The following is a 14,404-nucleotide window of genomic DNA, read 5'->3' on the forward strand; positions in this document are numbered from 1 at the left end:
TGCCCAATCCTGCGGCAAGACCAGCCTAATCGATGCAGCGCTTCTAGTTGTCCTCGTTCAATTATGGTAAGATGGGAGTAGCTCATGTTGGGTTCTCCTGTAAATGATGGTTGTGTGGTAACTTCCATTTTACACGAATCCATTCATGGGCTTTTTTTTGTTCATCTAGCTGTCGCACTTCATATTACAATTCGTCATTTAAAAAAAGACTGCCGGCGGACTCATGTCCGTCAGCAGTCTTCTCCAATTAGTTACTTGCACGGCTAAGCAGCTTTCCCTCGCCTGACCGCATTTTTGATCCGCTGCAGGAGATAGACGGCAAGCCAGCTCGATAAAATGATAAACAACGGCATAACCGTGAAATTATATCGGTATTCAGGCACAAACAGCAGTCTGATCAAAGACATAATGAAAATGACTACCGCCAGCATCGCGGCAGGGTGCCTCCAGCGCCACAGCAGAAACAGAAGCGGAATAAGGCTGCTGTATACGATCAGCTGATGAAAATTATGGCCTTTCGGATACACCGTGAACCCCGGTTCATGGCCAGAACCGAAAAACATACGGTTGTACGTATACTCGAGCTTGCCTACCGTATACCACTTCACGTACTTCCAGGTTTGCTGCGTGAACCCCGCTTTAATTCTTGCCCAAGCCACCTCATCCTGAGTCAGGCCCGTTGGATCAACGATTTTGTCTGTATAATCCTTATTGGGGTATGTACCTGCTTTGAACGGATTCGATTGCGAAGCCGTAAGCACAAATTCATGCAAGGTCACTGCGTTGCGAATCCACCATGGAAGCATCGTTGCCGTCACACATAGACCCGTAATAACGCCAAGCAAGACCACTTTTTTTGCAACTTCCCATTTCGATCTTGTCGCTTCCATTAGTCCAGATCGGCGTCTGAACCATTGTTGAAGAAGGAATACGCCGTATAGGGGAACGAATAGCGGCAGAAACTCTGCCCGCACTAACACCGTCAAGCCGAGCAGCACGCCTGCAAATGCCGCGTCCCGTTTTCGCTGAGTACGGAAAGCATAGAGCTGCATAGCTAGATAGGCCATTAAGAAAAATAAAGCAAGCGTCTCTGTCAATACAGCGCCTGTCGCCCAAATAAAGGGATGGTAGACCGCTCCAATTATAATAGCCAGCATCGCTACCCATTTGTTGCGCGTAGCCAGCATGGCTATGACGTAAATCAGAGCTAAAGTAGCTACACTTATGAGAAGCTGAATCCATCTAATTAACGGATAAGGCTCGACATTCAACGCGTCGGCAAGCAGGTAAGTCCCGGCCATGAATAATGGATAGCCCGGCGTTACCCTTGCATTCGAAACCTCTTCCTTGTAGGCATAGATTCCTTTGTCGATCAGTCGATGCACCATCTCGTCATAATACTTGGTATCATGCGATACGGTGTGCTTTACCGAAGTAAGAAAATCCGCTCTCAACCAGCCTGCAAGCAGAAATATAAGAATGATCGCAATCGTCCATGCTTTGTTTTTCTTAACCCATTCCACCAAAACCGTAAATCCTCCTCTATGCCCCGAACAGCTTATTTCCAAGCGAGTACGATGACTCCTGCCAAAATGATGGCAACACCGATCCATCGCTGCAGCGGCACTGTTTCATGAAATATAAATACAGCTGCAATTAAAGCAATGACATAAGCCAAGCTTTGCAGCGGATAGGCCAAACTAAGCGGCAGCTTCTTCAGCACGTAAAGCCACATCACAGTAGCGACACCGTATAATACAAGCCCTGACCATATATGCGGCGACCACAAAAGCGATACCCACGAATCCCCTTTGGCCGTGTCCAGCTTGTTCATTCCTGTTTTCCATAAGAGCTGTCCTGAAACAAGCAGCAGAATGTTTAAAAACAATACGATATATGCCATTAGGAATCCGACCTTTTGCGTTCATGCAATTCATGGTGCAAGATGCCAAGCTCCTGTGTAAGGCGAATGACCTTCTCGGACAGCTTCGATACGATGACCGTAAGATGCAGAATGAGCGCAATGCAAAACAAAATGCCGACTAAGAAGAGCAGTGCCGGCGCGTAATCGATTCCTACCGCATCCGCCAAAGCGTCAATAATCTGTACGCGGACGGATAAAATAAGCATAACAACGCCGAACAACAGCCACAGCATCGAATATTGCTCGCGCAGAAGCCGACGGTTAATCAACATAATAAGTACAAACAAAAAAACAACGCTTGTGATAATCCACAAGGCTTGCATGGTGTATCCTCCTTCAAGCTATCACGACCTTGTATTGAAGCTTCGCAGCTTCTGGTACCTCTATGATTGAACTTCTACCGGCTTTGTTGCCTTCAAGCTGCGAATAAACAGCGACAGCGTTACCTTTACCATATAATACACCGAACGTACTGCATTTATTGATGAAGTGCCTCCCGTGCGCGCGTCCATCACGACCGCAACCTCGCTAGTGCGCAGGCCGCTGCGGTGAATCAGCACAATGGAGTCCACTTCCGGATAGTCAGTTGCATAATCACTTTGGAATACCGCGATTGCCCGTTTGTTGGCTGCTCTGAAGCCCGATGTTACATCCAGAACGCGTTTATGTGTCATCGCGCTGACGATCGTGGACAAGATTTTGATGCCTGCTCTCCGCGATGCCGAAGAAAGGAAACCTGTTTGCTCAATAAATCTGGAGCCGATCGCCAAATCAGCCTTTCCATTAAGCACCGGGTCCAAAATAAGATGCAGCTGTTCCGCTTTATGCTGTCCGTCTCCGTCTACTTGAACCGCAACATCGAAGCCGTAACGATGTGCATAACGATAGCCGGTCTGCATGGCGCCGCCAATACCCAAATTCGTTGGAAGTGTGATGACAGCCGCGCCGTTTGCCTCCGCTACTTCACGGGTACGGTCCTTCGAGCCGTCATTGATGACTAATATGTGAGCAGACGGGCAATGCTTCTTCACATCTTGGATCACATGGCTTATGCTGTGTTCCTCATTATAAGCCGGAATAATGATCAATATTTTTGAAGACGTCAACCCTTGCCGCAGAGACTCTCCGGTAATCTTGCTGTCCTTTTTCGTCATGACTGCGTTCACTTCATCACCACTCCATAAATCAAAATTTGAGTACGCTAAAGCGCACAATTAGTTTAATTCTACTAACAACTCTATTAGAAAGCAACCGATACGATTGTGAATTTGTGTAAAATATGTGCATTTCAAGCCTTTTTATCAACCATAAGTTAACAAAAATAGTAACTTATGTTTGGTAGACAAATGGCTTTCATGAAAAAAATATCGTCTGATGAACAGCCATTGGCTGATACCAGACGATATTTAGACGGTATTCAATTGGAAAAAGTTGCTTATAGCTGACCGGAAATTTTCGCTTTCAAAGCATCTTTGCTTTGAACGCCGACCATTTTGTCAACAGGCTGGCCATCTTTGAAAAGAATCAAAGTCGGTATGCTCATTACGCCGAATTGGGAAGCAAGCTCAGGCTGCTCATCCACGTTGATTTTTGCAATTACGGCTTGACCTTCAAGCTCAGTGGAAAGCTCCTCTACGATCGGAAGCTGCATTTTGCAAGGTCCGCACCAAGGTGCCCAGAAATCTACAAGGGAAACGCCGTTTTGAATGCTCTCGTTAAAGTTTTCTTTCGTCAATGCTACTGCCATTTCAATCATCCTCTCTAAACAATGTGTATGATAAAGGGAATACCCGTCTCACCGCTTGTTGAAACGCGATTCGCTATTCGCAAGCGTGAATTTGTTTCAACACATCCTGAATCGTTATCGCGCTGAAATGACTCTCCAGCTGCTTCTCCGCCGTGCAAAATATACCGAACATCACTTGATTCATATTCGATCCCACGACACAATCCATCTCTGGATTGCCCGAGCACCAGCTCGGAATTAGCGAGCCTTGTGCCATTACTCGATAAATATCAGCCAATGTTACCACATTCGGATCAATCGTCAGCCTGTAGCCTCCTCCCGATCCTTCACGTGTATCCACATATCCGCTGCGTCGCAAACCACCCATTACCTTCCTGACGCGAGCAGAGTGCGTACCGACATTGTCGGCAATCATATCGCTGCTAGCCATTCTGTCCGGTAAATAAGCCAAGTAAACGAGACTGTGTACGGCAATCGTAAATTCGCTGTTCACTGTTTAAGGGCCTCCCTGCTTTGTACTGTAATTTTATCAGTTACAGTTAAAGTTGTCAATAGACAGGACGCCAAATCGCTTTCTTAGCATGCGGAAGGATTCACTCCGCTATTCTACTCAATTATTGGATCGGAATCGCAACATTTTTTTTGATGCACAGTCATGTTTGAGCGATGTCTCCGAATAAATATGAAAGGTGCTTCCTCTTTCGGTTTGGCCGCACCAAACCGGGTAGGCACATGCTTCCTAAACTAGTTTTACTTTGTAAAACTTTAAGGAGGTGACACATAATGGCATTATTTTGGAATCGATGGATACCCGTTCGTACGGAAGGCGGTTCTAGAGCGGAGCTTATTGACCGACTGGAGGCCCACTTCAAGGCAAATGGATTGAAATCCAAAATTACCATTGAAGGCAATTCCTTGAGACGGATTCATGTGCTTAAGAAGGACGCCGATCTTGCAAAGGTTCTGCTCGATGCGTTTGACGAGGAGCATTAATGCGGGCACGCAGCAAAGCTAAAAGCAAGCAGCGGCATTCTTCTCGAATGCCGCTGCTCTCGCTGTCGATTAGGACGAGCGTCCGATAACCGAGGAATTTCTTACGAAGCGATAACCTTTACGCACACCGTTGAGTACCCATTCCGGAACCGGAATCGCCTTCTTGGATAAAAAAGGCATATAAATTTTGTTGTAGGCTTTTTTCAGATCATCCCACATTGTGCACGGCTCTTCCTTCAAAAAGTCTGAAATATCAAGCACAATGCCACGGCCGTCCTGCATCATGACATTTTTGCCATGCACATCATGCGGGTGCAATCCGCGCAATCTTGCGTAATCGAGTGCTTCATCAATATCCGCAATCACCTTCTGGGGAATAATAACCCCGTCAATAATGCACTGGTAGAGAGTCTTGCCCTTCAATCGTTTTAGAATCAAGTAAAAATGCCCTTTATGATCGCCCGCATGATAACACTCGGAATAAGCGGGATGACTGCCGATCCTGGAATATACCTCGCATTCGCTCTCCCAGCCTTCACGCCCTGGCGCATATACCTTCACCGCAATATCCGAATGGTCGCGGTGCGTAAATACACCAGCATAATTGCCAGCCCCCAACAGCTTCCAGCCCTGCGGAGTGTCGTCTACACGAATGGGATCAGCAGGGTCAACACTGCCAAGCACCAGATTCGACAATAAGCTATCCTCCACTAGCCGGATAAGCCCGTCCAATTCCTTCTCATCCAACATACTAATTCCTTCTTTCTTTACCTGCGAACACTGTTTCCTACATTGTAAGACCAGCAAGCAGAAAAATAAAGACCGCGACAGAAAGCTTATCAGCTCTCCGCCACGGTCTTTGCCCTTTCGCGAGACTTAATGGCCTCCGCTTACTACCTTCAAACCAATGACGCCTGAAATAATCATCGATAAAAACAACACTTTCCGCCAATCTCTCGATTCACCAAAAACAAACATGCCTAATATGACACTGCCGATTGAGCCGATCCCCGTCCAAATGCCGTAAGCAGTACTAATGGGGATGGTTTGCAGCGCTTTGGATAAGAAGAAAAAGCTAACGAAGCCTGCCCCTATCGCACCAACCGTGCCCTTCCAGCGCTTAAAGCCGTCCGACAGCTTCATAAACGTAACGCCGCCTACCTCGCCTAACCCCGATATGATCAAAAAGATCCAAGCCATATTATGAACCCACCTTTTCGTGCTCTACGCTGATTTCACTTGCCTTTGCATCTTGTGCCGGCTTCTCCTTCGATACGAGCTTTAAGCCGACAATACCGCCCACGAGTACCGCGATAAAAAACAAACGCCAGAAATCAGCCGGTTCATCCAGTATGAATATGCCTGCTATGACCGTACCAACCGTACCGATTCCCGTAAACATCGCGTACGCTACGCCAATTTCAATGGTTCTCATCGCGCGGGCAAACAGCATGAAGCTGGCTGCCAGCACGATAATGGTAATGATGCTCGGAACGAGCTGCGTGAAGCCCTCCGAATATTTGAGACCGAACGTCCAGCCTACCTCAAGAACTCCGGCTAACAATAGAAATACCCACTGCATGCTTACTCATTCCTCTCTCGCTGTCATCGTCCATAGCTGCCACAATGATTGCCAAACTAATTTTTTTCTTTTTTCGAATAGCTCTTCTGCATATAATTGGTTCTCGACAAGCATACCGTCGACACACACATAAAACGCAGCAATAAGCCGTTCTTCTTCCGCGCCATCAAACAAGCCCTCTTGGGCGCCTTGATGCAGCACCTTAACGATACCCACGGTCAGCTCGTTCTCGTAGTACAAAAAATCTTGTCTCAGCTGATCCCGCAAATGCCGCGGCGGCACGAGAATCGTGCGCTTCAAGAATGCCTGGCCAGTCGACATATGCTTCAGGTCGGTGAAAAAAGCAAACAATCGATACACCTGCTGTTTAACCGGCTCCTGCTCCATTTCGGCAAGGAGCTCCATATACTGCTTCCGTTCTTCAGCGATCACCTCTTGAATCAACTGAACAAACAATTGCTCCTTCGACTTATAATGCGCATATATGGACGGAGTTTTGATGCCCACCGCCTTGGCAATTTCTGAAAGCGCCGCACCTTCGTAGCCGGACTCGGTAAACATCGTTAGCGCAGCTTGCTTGATTTTCTCCGAGGTTGTAGGCTCTGTACTCATAGGAAATCCCTCCGCAACGTATCGCCTCGTCTTGCCTAACGAACGTTAGTTAGTCTAGTGATTGTAAGACGATCGGTCCCAAAAGTCAAGGCTTTAATCCGCTTAAGCGTAACGGCTGTAGCCGTCCTTTGTGGCAAAAACAGTCGTTTCGCGGAGATATATAAGCGCAATTATATGTGAAAACCTATTAATTCTTATAAATCAAAAAAAGCCGCGCAGACCCATTTTGCTCAGAGGGCCTGCACGGCTTTACATTCAGTTTTGTTTTTTGGCCCGGTTGTACCTATCCCGAAGCAGCCATCCCGCGTTGATAAGCATCCCGAGCGCTATGCTAAGCAGCATGATCATTACATTAAGAATAAGGAAATACACGAGCAGCAGTCCAAAGTCGGTCTCATTCCGGGATAACGGAAGAACCTGGCTCAGCATGTATGCGAGCAACACGCTGAACGGAATCCAGAATAGGAATATAAAAATCGGAAAATACCAATGACGGTTGCGAAACCACTTCACAATGGGTACGGAAAAAGCAACAACCATCAGCGCGCATATGATATAGCTGTTATTGACGATACCGCTATTGAAATAGGCCGTGTACAAAAACACATTTCCCGCAGCCGCATAAATCAAGCTTAACAGCAGTACGATTCGCATCGAGCGCTTGAACAACGCTTGCTCCTTCACTGCCTCTTCCATTACTTGCCCACTATTTCTTGCAGCGCTTGGATGAACGCATCCATTTCTTCATCCGTCCCGATGCTCACCCGCAAATAACCGTCAATCCGCGGCTGATTGAAGTAGCGAACCAATACCCCTTTATCCCTAAGCTGCTGAAAAATCACTTGCGCCTCCAGCCTGTTATGCGAAATAAATACAAAATTCGCTTTGGAGTCGGTCACTTTGAAATCCATCGCGAGCAATTGCTCCGTTACACGCTCCCGCGTAGCGACAACCTTTGCCGTCGTACCCTTGAAATAATCGTCGTCTTCGATAGCAGCAACCGCCCCTGCCAGCGCAAGCCGATCGATCGTATAGGAATTGAACGAATTTTTAATGCGATTCAAACCCTCAATCAACTCTTCGCTGCCAAAAGCAAAACCAACGCGCAGGCCTGCCAGAGAACGCGATTTCGATAGCGTCTGCACGACAAGCAAATTCGGATAATCGCCAATCAGCTCGATAGCCGACTGTCCTCCGAAGTCGATATAGGCTTCATCGATGATGACGACCTGATCGGGATGGTCTGCCAGCAGCTTGCGGATATCATCCAGCGGGAGCAGCTCCGCAGTCGGCGCGTTGGGATTAGGCACGACAATCCCGCCGTTATCTACTCGGAAGTCTTCGACTCGAACCTGAAACTGCTCGTCCAGCGGAATAAGCTCCGCGCGGAGTCCATAAAGCTTGGCATATACTTTATAGAAGCTATAAGTGATATCCGGAAACAGAAGCTTCTTTGCAGGATCGAAAAACGCCGCAAATGCAAACGCCAAAATTTCATCCGAGCCATTTCCGGCAAACACCTGTCCTGCAGGCAGACCGTAATAGGCAGCAGCAGCTTTCACAAGATCCTCGCACGTAGGATCCGGATATAAGCGCAGATCAGCATTGGCAGCATTCTTAATAGCCGCAATAACCTTCGGTGAAGGTGGGTAAGGGTTCTCATTTGTATTCAGCTTTATGTACGTTTTGTCCTTCGGCTGCTCGCCTGGCACATACGGCACGAGCGATGCGGTTAGCGGACTCCAGAATTTACTCAATGGTAGATCTTCCTTTCGTTTTAGCTTCCGTTTTACATGGAGGAGCTTAGCTTGCATGAATGAGCAGCTTCGTAATCAGCAAGCCGAGCAGCGCGCCGAATGTGTTGAGAATAATATCATCGATGTCGAAGCTGCCCACACGCAATAGCATCTGCATAAGCTCTACTGCCGTAATGATAATGATCGAAGCTGCCGCAAGAGCAAATCCGCTGCTGTACCTTCTATTCAATAAGGGCAAAAACACGCCAATCGGGATAAAGAGAATAATATTTCCGAATAGATTTTTGAACCACGTATCAAAATTAAAATGATCATGATAAATGATATATTTTTTAATGGTATAGAAAGGAACTAAATTATAGCTATAGCCTTCTCCAAAATAACGATTCCGATAAAACAACAGCCAACACATGACAAGCACGTAGCCGCACGCAAGCGCGGTAAGAAATAAATTCAGCAATACGCTCCTGGAATATGCTTTCGGGTATAACCGCATTCCTACAGTCTCCAAGGCACGGCATAGGTTTGAAATTCATCGGCACCCGTTATCGCAAGTCCGTTAAGCTGATGGCCGGATGCACATCCTCCATCAACGCCGATCTTACCCGGCCCGAACCATATATTCGGATTGCCATGGATATCAATCGCTTTGGTATGGCCGAAGACGACGGTCTTGGCCACATTAGTCGGCCTGCTTAGGAAAGGCTCCTTGATGTAAAGAAAATCTCTGGACGGCTGCTCTTTCCAATTCAAGTAGTTCGGGTTAAGCCCGGCGTGTACGTAGATGAAGTGCTCATCCTCATGATAATATGGCAGTTGATCCAGAAATGCCATATGATGCATGTAGCGTTCTTGAACGGCGGCCTTTGCCTGATCAATAATGTCTCCGATTGCGCCCTGGGTCGCACCGGCATAACTCTCAGCGGTCTGCCTGCCGCCATGTCCCTCAAATTTAATGAGCGCCTGCTCGCTCCGCTCCAGCATCACATCCACGAAGCGCTCGTCATGATTGCCTTGGACGGCGATAGCGCCGTCATTCTTGACCAAACCTGCAACCTGCTCTACAACCTCGCGACTGCGGGGTCCGCGGTCAACAAAATCGCCAAGCAGCATGAGCTGATCCTCACCCGGACAATAATTCATTCGCTCGAGCAAATCGTTGAACGGCGAATAGCAGCCATGAATATCGCTTATGACAAGGGTTCGCTTCATACGCGCCTCCCCGAGATCACAAGATCTCTCTCTATGCCGTCAAGTACGGCAACTTTGGGGAGATGACCCCATGTTTCAAAACCGAACTTCCGGAGGAGAGCCAAACTTGGTTCATTATGTCCGAATACGAAGCCAAGCAAGGTGTGCAGCCCTAAGCGCGGACATTCGTCTATCGCCTTCTGAATAAGAATAGATCCTAGCCCCAGCTTCCGGAATGGCTCTGCGATATAAATGCTGATCTCCGCTGTGGCAAGATAGGCTGGCCGGCCATAGAAGGATTGAAAGCTGAACCATGCAGCAATTTCTCCCTCTATTCGCAAAACCCACAGCGGACGGAAATCAGCCGAGTGGTCATCAAACCAAGCCCGCTTGCTCGCGACCGTGGCCGGCTCCAAATCCGCCGTGACCATTCTGCTTGCAATCGTAGCATTATAAATATCAACGATACGCTCCAGTTCGCTTAGCTGCGCATCCATAATTTCATACTGTAGCTGTCTGGTCATGCTCGCCACCTCTTACCTTTCTATGTTAGTCACTAAGTCCCTTGCGTTTGAATGCTGTTAACTTTGACAAATTATATCACATCACGAATTGTCAGATATATAATTAATGTATTCAGCCGGCGTATTCAAATTAATAAACGTAGCCATGTGATTCGGCTGTTGCGGTCCAACTACTATGGTACGGAGTCCATTCAACAAGCCCATTAGCCGCAAATCTCCCTTTTTCAGCGACGCCTCGATATCCGGGGCCGTTCCGGCATGATAGAGCGCATGAAAAGGCTGGCCCTTGACATGAATCACATCCGCTCCCTGCGCCATATGTGCCTTTAACGCAGCGAGCAGCTCCTCCGACACCCGCGGCATGTCGCAGGCCATCACAAATACATACCCGCTGCCAATAGCCGACAAACCAGCATGAAGACCCGATAATGGACCGCATTCCGGATAGATATCACTCATATAGCTCACTGTATCAGCTAATTCTCCTAGATTAGCGCGGTATATCGCCTCCCGCTCAGGTCGACCAACCGATACGGTCACATGATCGGTTAAATGAACAAGCTGCCTTACAAGCCGATATACAAGCGGCTTGCCTCCTATGTCCAGCAGCGCTTTGTCCGTTCCCATTCTCGTGCTTTGCCCGCCGGCAAGCAGCAGGCCTTGTATATGACGCTCGCCCATCAGACCTCTCATTCCCCTCAATAGACAAGCGTAAACGGCTGTCGCCGTCCTCTGTGGCAAAAGCAGTCGTTTCGCGGAGACAGATAGCACATTTATAGGTGAAAACATATAAATGCTTATAGATGAACAAAGCCCGCCGAGTGACTGCGCTCGGCGGGCTTTGTTCAAATATAGGAAAGTATATCCTTAGGCTATACATTCTCTATATTTCTCGGAATGAAACGCGCCTCGCCGCCAAAGGACGGCGATAGCCGTTTCACCTTGGATGCCCTTAGGCTTTGGACGGATCAAACGAGCTTTTCAGCGATACGATTCGGTTGAAAGCAAGCTTCTCTGCCGTCGTATCCTTAGGATCTACATTGAAGTAGCCATGACGGAAAAATTGGAACTTATCACCGCCTGCTGCTTCTTTCATATTCGGCTCAACGAAGCCTTGCAGCACCTCAAGCGAATTCGGATTAATGCATTCAAGGAAAGGCTTGCCTTCCTCTTCAGCCTCACTCGTAATGAGCGGCTCGAACAAGCGGAAATCCGCTGCTACCGCTTGCGACGCTTCGACCCAGTGAATCGTGCCCTTTACCTTGCGCTCATTAAAGCCAGAGCCGCTCTTCGTCTTCGGATCGTAGGTGCAGTGCAGCTCAATAACTTGTCCTGCCTCGTCCTTGATGACCTCTTGGCATGTGATGAAGTAGGCATGCTTGAGACGCACCTCGTTGCCAGGGAAGAGTCGGAAATATTTGTTGGGAGGATTCTCCATGAAATCGTCTTGTTCAATGTACAGCTCGCGCGAGAATGGAATTTGGCGAACGCCCATTTCCTCGTTCTCTGCATTGTTCTCCGCATCCAGCAGCTCGGACTTGCCTTCCGGATAGTTCGTAATGACGACTTTCAACGGACGAAGAACTGCCATCGTGCGAAGCGCCTTCAGTTTCAAGTCTTCTCTTATGAAATGCTCCAGATTGCGCTCGTCTACGAGACTATTGCTCTTGGATACACCGATCTCCCTGCAGAATGCGCGCATGGATTCGGGCGTATAGCCCTTGCGGCGCAAACCGCTGATCGTCGGCATACGAGGATCGTCCCAGCCGTCTACGACCGCTTCGTCTACCAGTTGCTTCAGCTTCCGCTTGCTCATAACCGTATTCGTCACGTTAAGACGCGCGAACTCATATTGACGGGGTACTGCTGCCATCTCGCACTCGGCGACCGTCCAATCGTACAGCGGGCGATGATCCTCGAATTCCAATGTACAGATGGAATGCGTAATGCCTTCGATCGCATCGCTCAGCGGGTGAGCGTAGTCATACATCGGATAGATGCACCATGCATCACCGGTACGGTGATGATGCGTGTGCGCAATCCGGTACAGCACGGGATCGCGCAGCGTAATGTTCGGCGAAGCCATGTCGATCTTGGCACGCAGCACTCGCTCGCCGTCTTTGAACTCTCCAGCGCGCATACGCGCGAACAGATCCAGATTCTCCTCTACGGTGCGGCTGCGGTATGGGCTTTCTTTTCCAGGCTCCGTAAGGGTGCCGCGGTACTCCCGGGTTTGCTCTGCCGTCAAATCGCAGACGTATGCTTTGCCCTTCTTGATCAGCAGGACCGCACGGTTATAGAGCTCTTCAAAATAATCCGATGCAAAACGAAGGTCATCCCATTCGAAGCCGAGCCAACGGACATCCTCTTGGATGGATTCTACGTACTCGGTATCCTCTTTAAGAGGGTTCGTATCGTCAAAGCGCAAATTGGTTCTGCCCTTGAATTCATCCGCAAGCTCAAAATTCAGACAGATCGACTTGGCGTGTCCAATATGCAAATAGCCGTTTGGCTCAGGCGGGAAACGCGTGACCACTTCCTGCACATGGCCGCTCTTCAAATCTTCGACTACAATGTTTTTTATGAAATTCGAGGATGATGACTTATTCTCTACAGCATTCTCCATCTGCGACCAACCTTTCCACGAAAAATATTTATCCTCTTATAATACACAAATTCCCGCAAAATTATAATACTATCCCAAGATCGCGCCCGTTAATAGAAACGAAAGCACCCCGCTTTCAGCGAAAATATATTCGCATGCGTACATGCAGCGTCCGCATAGGCTTCATACAAAGTGAATACACGAACATGACACGAGCCGATGGAAGGTGATAAGACAGTGGCTGTTTCTTCCTTTGTGATATTCCCAGACGGAGGCTGGAATAATCTCCCCGCCCCTTTTCAAAGACTGTTCGAAGAGCTTGGCAAGAAGCATCTCGTTTATATCGTATCTGCGGAGCCGGTCTCCTCGCAGGCATCCGTCGCAGTCCAAACGTTATCGCTAGAACAAGTTAAAACGTTCGACTGGGAAGAAGCAGCCGCTGTCGTTCTGCATCCCTGCTGGATACAAGCAGCGATGGCCGCAGATCCCAAGCAGCTGATTGCTATGCCGGACTCCCCGCAGCAGGGCGAACCGGCACTTTGGACAAAATGCCGAAAGTGGCTATGCGCCCATGCCGACTTGATCATTACGGATGCGGAGCCGTATTATCTGGAGCAGGCTTTTTGCATGGAGCATGTATTCTTGCTCGACGGGCGCGACGAGGTGACTGATTTACTGGCAAGGCAAGCCTTCGGCTGGATGCTTAGCGGCTTCTCCCCGAAGCCGCTCGTTCGTTTGCAGCAGCGCTGCCTTGCGGAATGGCACAGCAAGCAGCTGTCCGGCGATCCCAAGCGCACTAGCGGTGACAAGCTCTCGCTTTATTTCTTCCATGCCGTCTATCGTTACCTTGTCTATGATTTGGAACGGGCAAGAGAGGCAGTCCTTGCGGCATTCGAGCTTGCCGTCTTAGAAGGCAAAGCGGATGCGCTGTCTACCTACTACCGGTTTTTGTCCGCCATTGAGTTGAAGCAAGGACTCACCAGACAGGCCGTGCAAACCTACAGCTTCTCTGCTGTGACCGAGGAGGAAAGGCGCACGGTCGATTTTCTAGATGAATGGCTGAATGACGGGAAAGACGGGCTCGCAGGCGCGCTCCTCTACCGGTTGAATGATGATTTCAAGCAGTCCATGGAGAGGCTCGAGCTGCTCAATGCCGATCCGATGGCGCAGCGGCTGTCGATCGAATGCTGTATCCAAACGGGACGCCTTAATGAAGCCCTCCGAAGGACGGCGAATAAGCAGCTGCGGCAAGGCGATGACGAGCAGCAATATTTGCTGCTTCGCGGAACAGCGGCTCTGCTTGCGGGACATAGGCATGAGGCGATTCATCGCTTTTTAGAGGCCGCTGAACACCGGATAGAAGCACTGGGAAATATCGCCGAGATTGCCGCATTGGATTCAGCCGTTCAAGAGCTGTTCAGGGGATCCGGTCTTGAAAGCAGTCATGATTAAGCTGAGGAGGAGGACAT

19 protein-coding genes are annotated in these 14,404 nt (G+C 48.8%); 2 read left to right on the forward strand and 17 right to left on the reverse strand.

The window, feature by feature from the left end; translation table 11 throughout:
* Nucleotides 1–263: 263 nt before the first annotated feature.
* From FHS16_RS13110 to FHS16_RS13135, 6 genes are all read right to left on the reverse strand, one after another.
* Entirely contained in the window at nt 264–1,523 is a 1,260-nt protein-coding gene (locus FHS16_RS13110; protein WP_312890902.1) for a phospholipid carrier-dependent glycosyltransferase, read from the reverse strand.
* Between the two features lie 35 nt (nt 1,524–1,558).
* Nucleotides 1,559–1,903: an EamA family transporter gene (locus FHS16_RS13115; RefSeq protein ID WP_183562749.1), complete on the reverse strand. Its 345-nt coding sequence runs from the start codon at nt 1,901–1,903 to the stop codon at nt 1,559–1,561.
* Entirely contained in the window at nt 1,903–2,247 is a 345-nt protein-coding gene (locus tag FHS16_RS13120; RefSeq protein ID WP_183562751.1) for a DUF2304 domain-containing protein, read from the reverse strand. The genes FHS16_RS13115 and FHS16_RS13120 overlap by 1 nt, the downstream gene beginning before the upstream one ends.
* Before the next feature lie 60 nt (nt 2,248–2,307).
* Nucleotides 2,308–3,090: a glycosyltransferase family 2 protein gene (locus FHS16_RS13125; RefSeq protein WP_312890884.1), complete on the reverse strand. Its 783-nt coding sequence runs from the start codon at nt 3,088–3,090 to the stop codon at nt 2,308–2,310.
* A gap of 269 nt (nt 3,091–3,359) precedes the next feature.
* Nucleotides 3,360–3,671, reverse strand: coding sequence for a thioredoxin (gene trxA, locus FHS16_RS13130; RefSeq protein ID WP_183562753.1), 312 nt, complete (start codon nt 3,669–3,671; stop codon nt 3,360–3,362).
* A 73-nt stretch (nt 3,672–3,744) separates the two neighbouring features.
* Nucleotides 3,745–4,164 (reverse strand): RrF2 family transcriptional regulator, encoded by a 420-nt coding sequence (locus FHS16_RS13135; RefSeq protein ID WP_183562755.1) that lies wholly within the window; start codon nt 4,162–4,164, stop codon nt 3,745–3,747.
* Nucleotides 4,165–4,454: 290 nt separating this feature from the next.
* Between FHS16_RS13135 and FHS16_RS13140 the strand changes: the two genes are divergently transcribed.
* On the forward strand, nt 4,455–4,664 hold the full coding sequence (locus FHS16_RS13140; RefSeq protein WP_183562758.1) for a ubiquitin family protein: 210 nt from the start codon (nt 4,455–4,457) through the stop codon (nt 4,662–4,664).
* Nucleotides 4,665–4,733: 69 nt separating this feature from the next.
* Here the strand turns inward: FHS16_RS13140 and FHS16_RS13145 are convergent, their stop codons facing one another.
* The 11 genes from FHS16_RS13145 to FHS16_RS13195 form a co-directional block, all read right to left on the reverse strand.
* Complete coding sequence (locus FHS16_RS13145) at nt 4,734–5,414, reverse strand: serine/threonine-protein kinase (protein WP_246431744.1); 681 nt, start codon at nt 5,412–5,414, stop codon at nt 4,734–4,736.
* Between the two features lie 126 nt (nt 5,415–5,540).
* Nucleotides 5,541–5,864 carry a DMT family transporter gene (locus FHS16_RS13150; protein ID WP_183562760.1) on the reverse strand — a complete coding sequence of 108 codons (324 nt, stop codon included), beginning with the start codon at nt 5,862–5,864 and terminating at the stop codon, nt 5,541–5,543.
* Nucleotide 5,865: 1 nt separating this feature from the next.
* Entirely contained in the window at nt 5,866–6,246 is a 381-nt protein-coding gene (locus tag FHS16_RS13155; RefSeq protein ID WP_183562762.1) for a DMT family transporter, read from the reverse strand.
* A 6-nt stretch (nt 6,247–6,252) separates the two neighbouring features.
* Nucleotides 6,253–6,858 (reverse strand): TetR/AcrR family transcriptional regulator, encoded by a 606-nt coding sequence (locus FHS16_RS13160; protein WP_183562764.1) that lies wholly within the window; start codon nt 6,856–6,858, stop codon nt 6,253–6,255.
* A 255-nt stretch (nt 6,859–7,113) separates the two neighbouring features.
* Entirely contained in the window at nt 7,114–7,554 is a 441-nt protein-coding gene (locus tag FHS16_RS13165) for a hypothetical protein (RefSeq protein WP_183562766.1), read from the reverse strand.
* Nucleotides 7,554–8,615 (reverse strand): histidinol-phosphate transaminase, encoded by a 1,062-nt coding sequence (hisC, locus tag FHS16_RS13170; protein ID WP_183562768.1) that lies wholly within the window; start codon nt 8,613–8,615, stop codon nt 7,554–7,556. The genes FHS16_RS13165 and hisC overlap by 1 nt, the downstream gene beginning before the upstream one ends.
* 46 nt (nt 8,616–8,661) lie before the next feature.
* Nucleotides 8,662–9,111, reverse strand: a complete 450-nt coding sequence (locus FHS16_RS13175; protein ID WP_183562770.1) for a VanZ family protein — start codon at nt 9,109–9,111, stop codon at nt 8,662–8,664.
* A 2-nt stretch (nt 9,112–9,113) separates the two neighbouring features.
* Nucleotides 9,114–9,827, reverse strand: a complete 714-nt coding sequence (locus FHS16_RS13180) for a metallophosphoesterase (protein WP_183562772.1) — start codon at nt 9,825–9,827, stop codon at nt 9,114–9,116.
* Nucleotides 9,824–10,330, reverse strand: coding sequence for a GNAT family N-acetyltransferase (locus FHS16_RS13185; protein WP_183562774.1), 507 nt, complete (start codon nt 10,328–10,330; stop codon nt 9,824–9,826). Before FHS16_RS13185 ends, FHS16_RS13180 begins: the two co-directional genes overlap by 4 nt.
* 81 nt (nt 10,331–10,411) lie before the next feature.
* Nucleotides 10,412–11,011, reverse strand: a complete 600-nt coding sequence (gene mobA / locus FHS16_RS13190) for a molybdenum cofactor guanylyltransferase (protein WP_183562776.1) — start codon at nt 11,009–11,011, stop codon at nt 10,412–10,414.
* A gap of 271 nt (nt 11,012–11,282) precedes the next feature.
* Nucleotides 11,283–12,956 (reverse strand): glutamine--tRNA ligase/YqeY domain fusion protein, encoded by a 1,674-nt coding sequence (locus tag FHS16_RS13195; RefSeq protein WP_183562778.1) that lies wholly within the window; start codon nt 12,954–12,956, stop codon nt 11,283–11,285.
* A 216-nt stretch (nt 12,957–13,172) separates the two neighbouring features.
* Between FHS16_RS13195 and FHS16_RS13200 the strand changes: the two genes are divergently transcribed.
* The gene (locus FHS16_RS13200; RefSeq protein ID WP_183562780.1) at nt 13,173–14,387 is read left to right on the forward strand and encodes a hypothetical protein; all 1,215 of its coding nucleotides are present in this window, start codon (nt 13,173–13,175) and stop codon (nt 14,385–14,387) included.
* Nucleotides 14,388–14,404: the final 17 nt, after the last annotated feature.

Source organism: Paenibacillus endophyticus (genome assembly GCF_014192395.1).
Taxonomy (GTDB): domain Bacteria; phylum Bacillota; class Bacilli; order Paenibacillales; family Paenibacillaceae; genus Pristimantibacillus; species Pristimantibacillus endophyticus.

Coding starts and splice junctions, on each gene's coding strand:
- FHS16_RS13115 (WP_183562749.1), bottom strand. CDS start 1,903: ATGGCATATATCGTATTGTTTTTAAACATTCTGCTGCTTGTTTCAGGA.
- FHS16_RS13120 (WP_183562751.1), bottom strand. CDS start 2,247: ATGCAAGCCTTGTGGATTATCACAAGCGTTGTTTTTTTGTTTGTACTT.
- trxA (WP_183562753.1), bottom strand. CDS start 3,671: ATGGCAGTAGCATTGACGAAAGAAAACTTTAACGAGAGCATTCAAAAC.
- FHS16_RS13140 (WP_183562758.1), top strand. CDS start 4,455: ATGGCATTATTTTGGAATCGATGGATACCCGTTCGTACGGAAGGCGGT.
- FHS16_RS13145 (WP_246431744.1), bottom strand. CDS start 5,414: ATGTTGGATGAGAAGGAATTGGACGGGCTTATCCGGCTAGTGGAGGAT.
- FHS16_RS13150 (WP_183562760.1), bottom strand. CDS start 5,864: ATGGCTTGGATCTTTTTGATCATATCGGGGTTAGGCGAGGTAGGCGGC.
- FHS16_RS13155 (WP_183562762.1), bottom strand. CDS start 6,246: ATGCAGTGGGTATTTCTATTGTTAGCCGGAGTTCTTGAGGTAGGCTGG.
- FHS16_RS13160 (WP_183562764.1), bottom strand. CDS start 6,858: ATGAGTACAGAGCCTACAACCTCGGAGAAAATCAAGCAAGCTGCGCTA.
- FHS16_RS13165 (WP_183562766.1), bottom strand. CDS start 7,554: ATGGAAGAGGCAGTGAAGGAGCAAGCGTTGTTCAAGCGCTCGATGCGA.
- FHS16_RS13175 (WP_183562770.1), bottom strand. CDS start 9,111: ATGCGGTTATACCCGAAAGCATATTCCAGGAGCGTATTGCTGAATTTA.
- FHS16_RS13180 (WP_183562772.1), bottom strand. CDS start 9,827: ATGAAGCGAACCCTTGTCATAAGCGATATTCATGGCTGCTATTCGCCG.
- FHS16_RS13185 (WP_183562774.1), bottom strand. CDS start 10,330: ATGACCAGACAGCTACAGTATGAAATTATGGATGCGCAGCTAAGCGAA.
- mobA (WP_183562776.1), bottom strand. CDS start 11,011: ATGGGCGAGCGTCATATACAAGGCCTGCTGCTTGCCGGCGGGCAAAGC.
- FHS16_RS13195 (WP_183562778.1), bottom strand. CDS start 12,956: ATGGAGAATGCTGTAGAGAATAAGTCATCATCCTCGAATTTCATAAAA.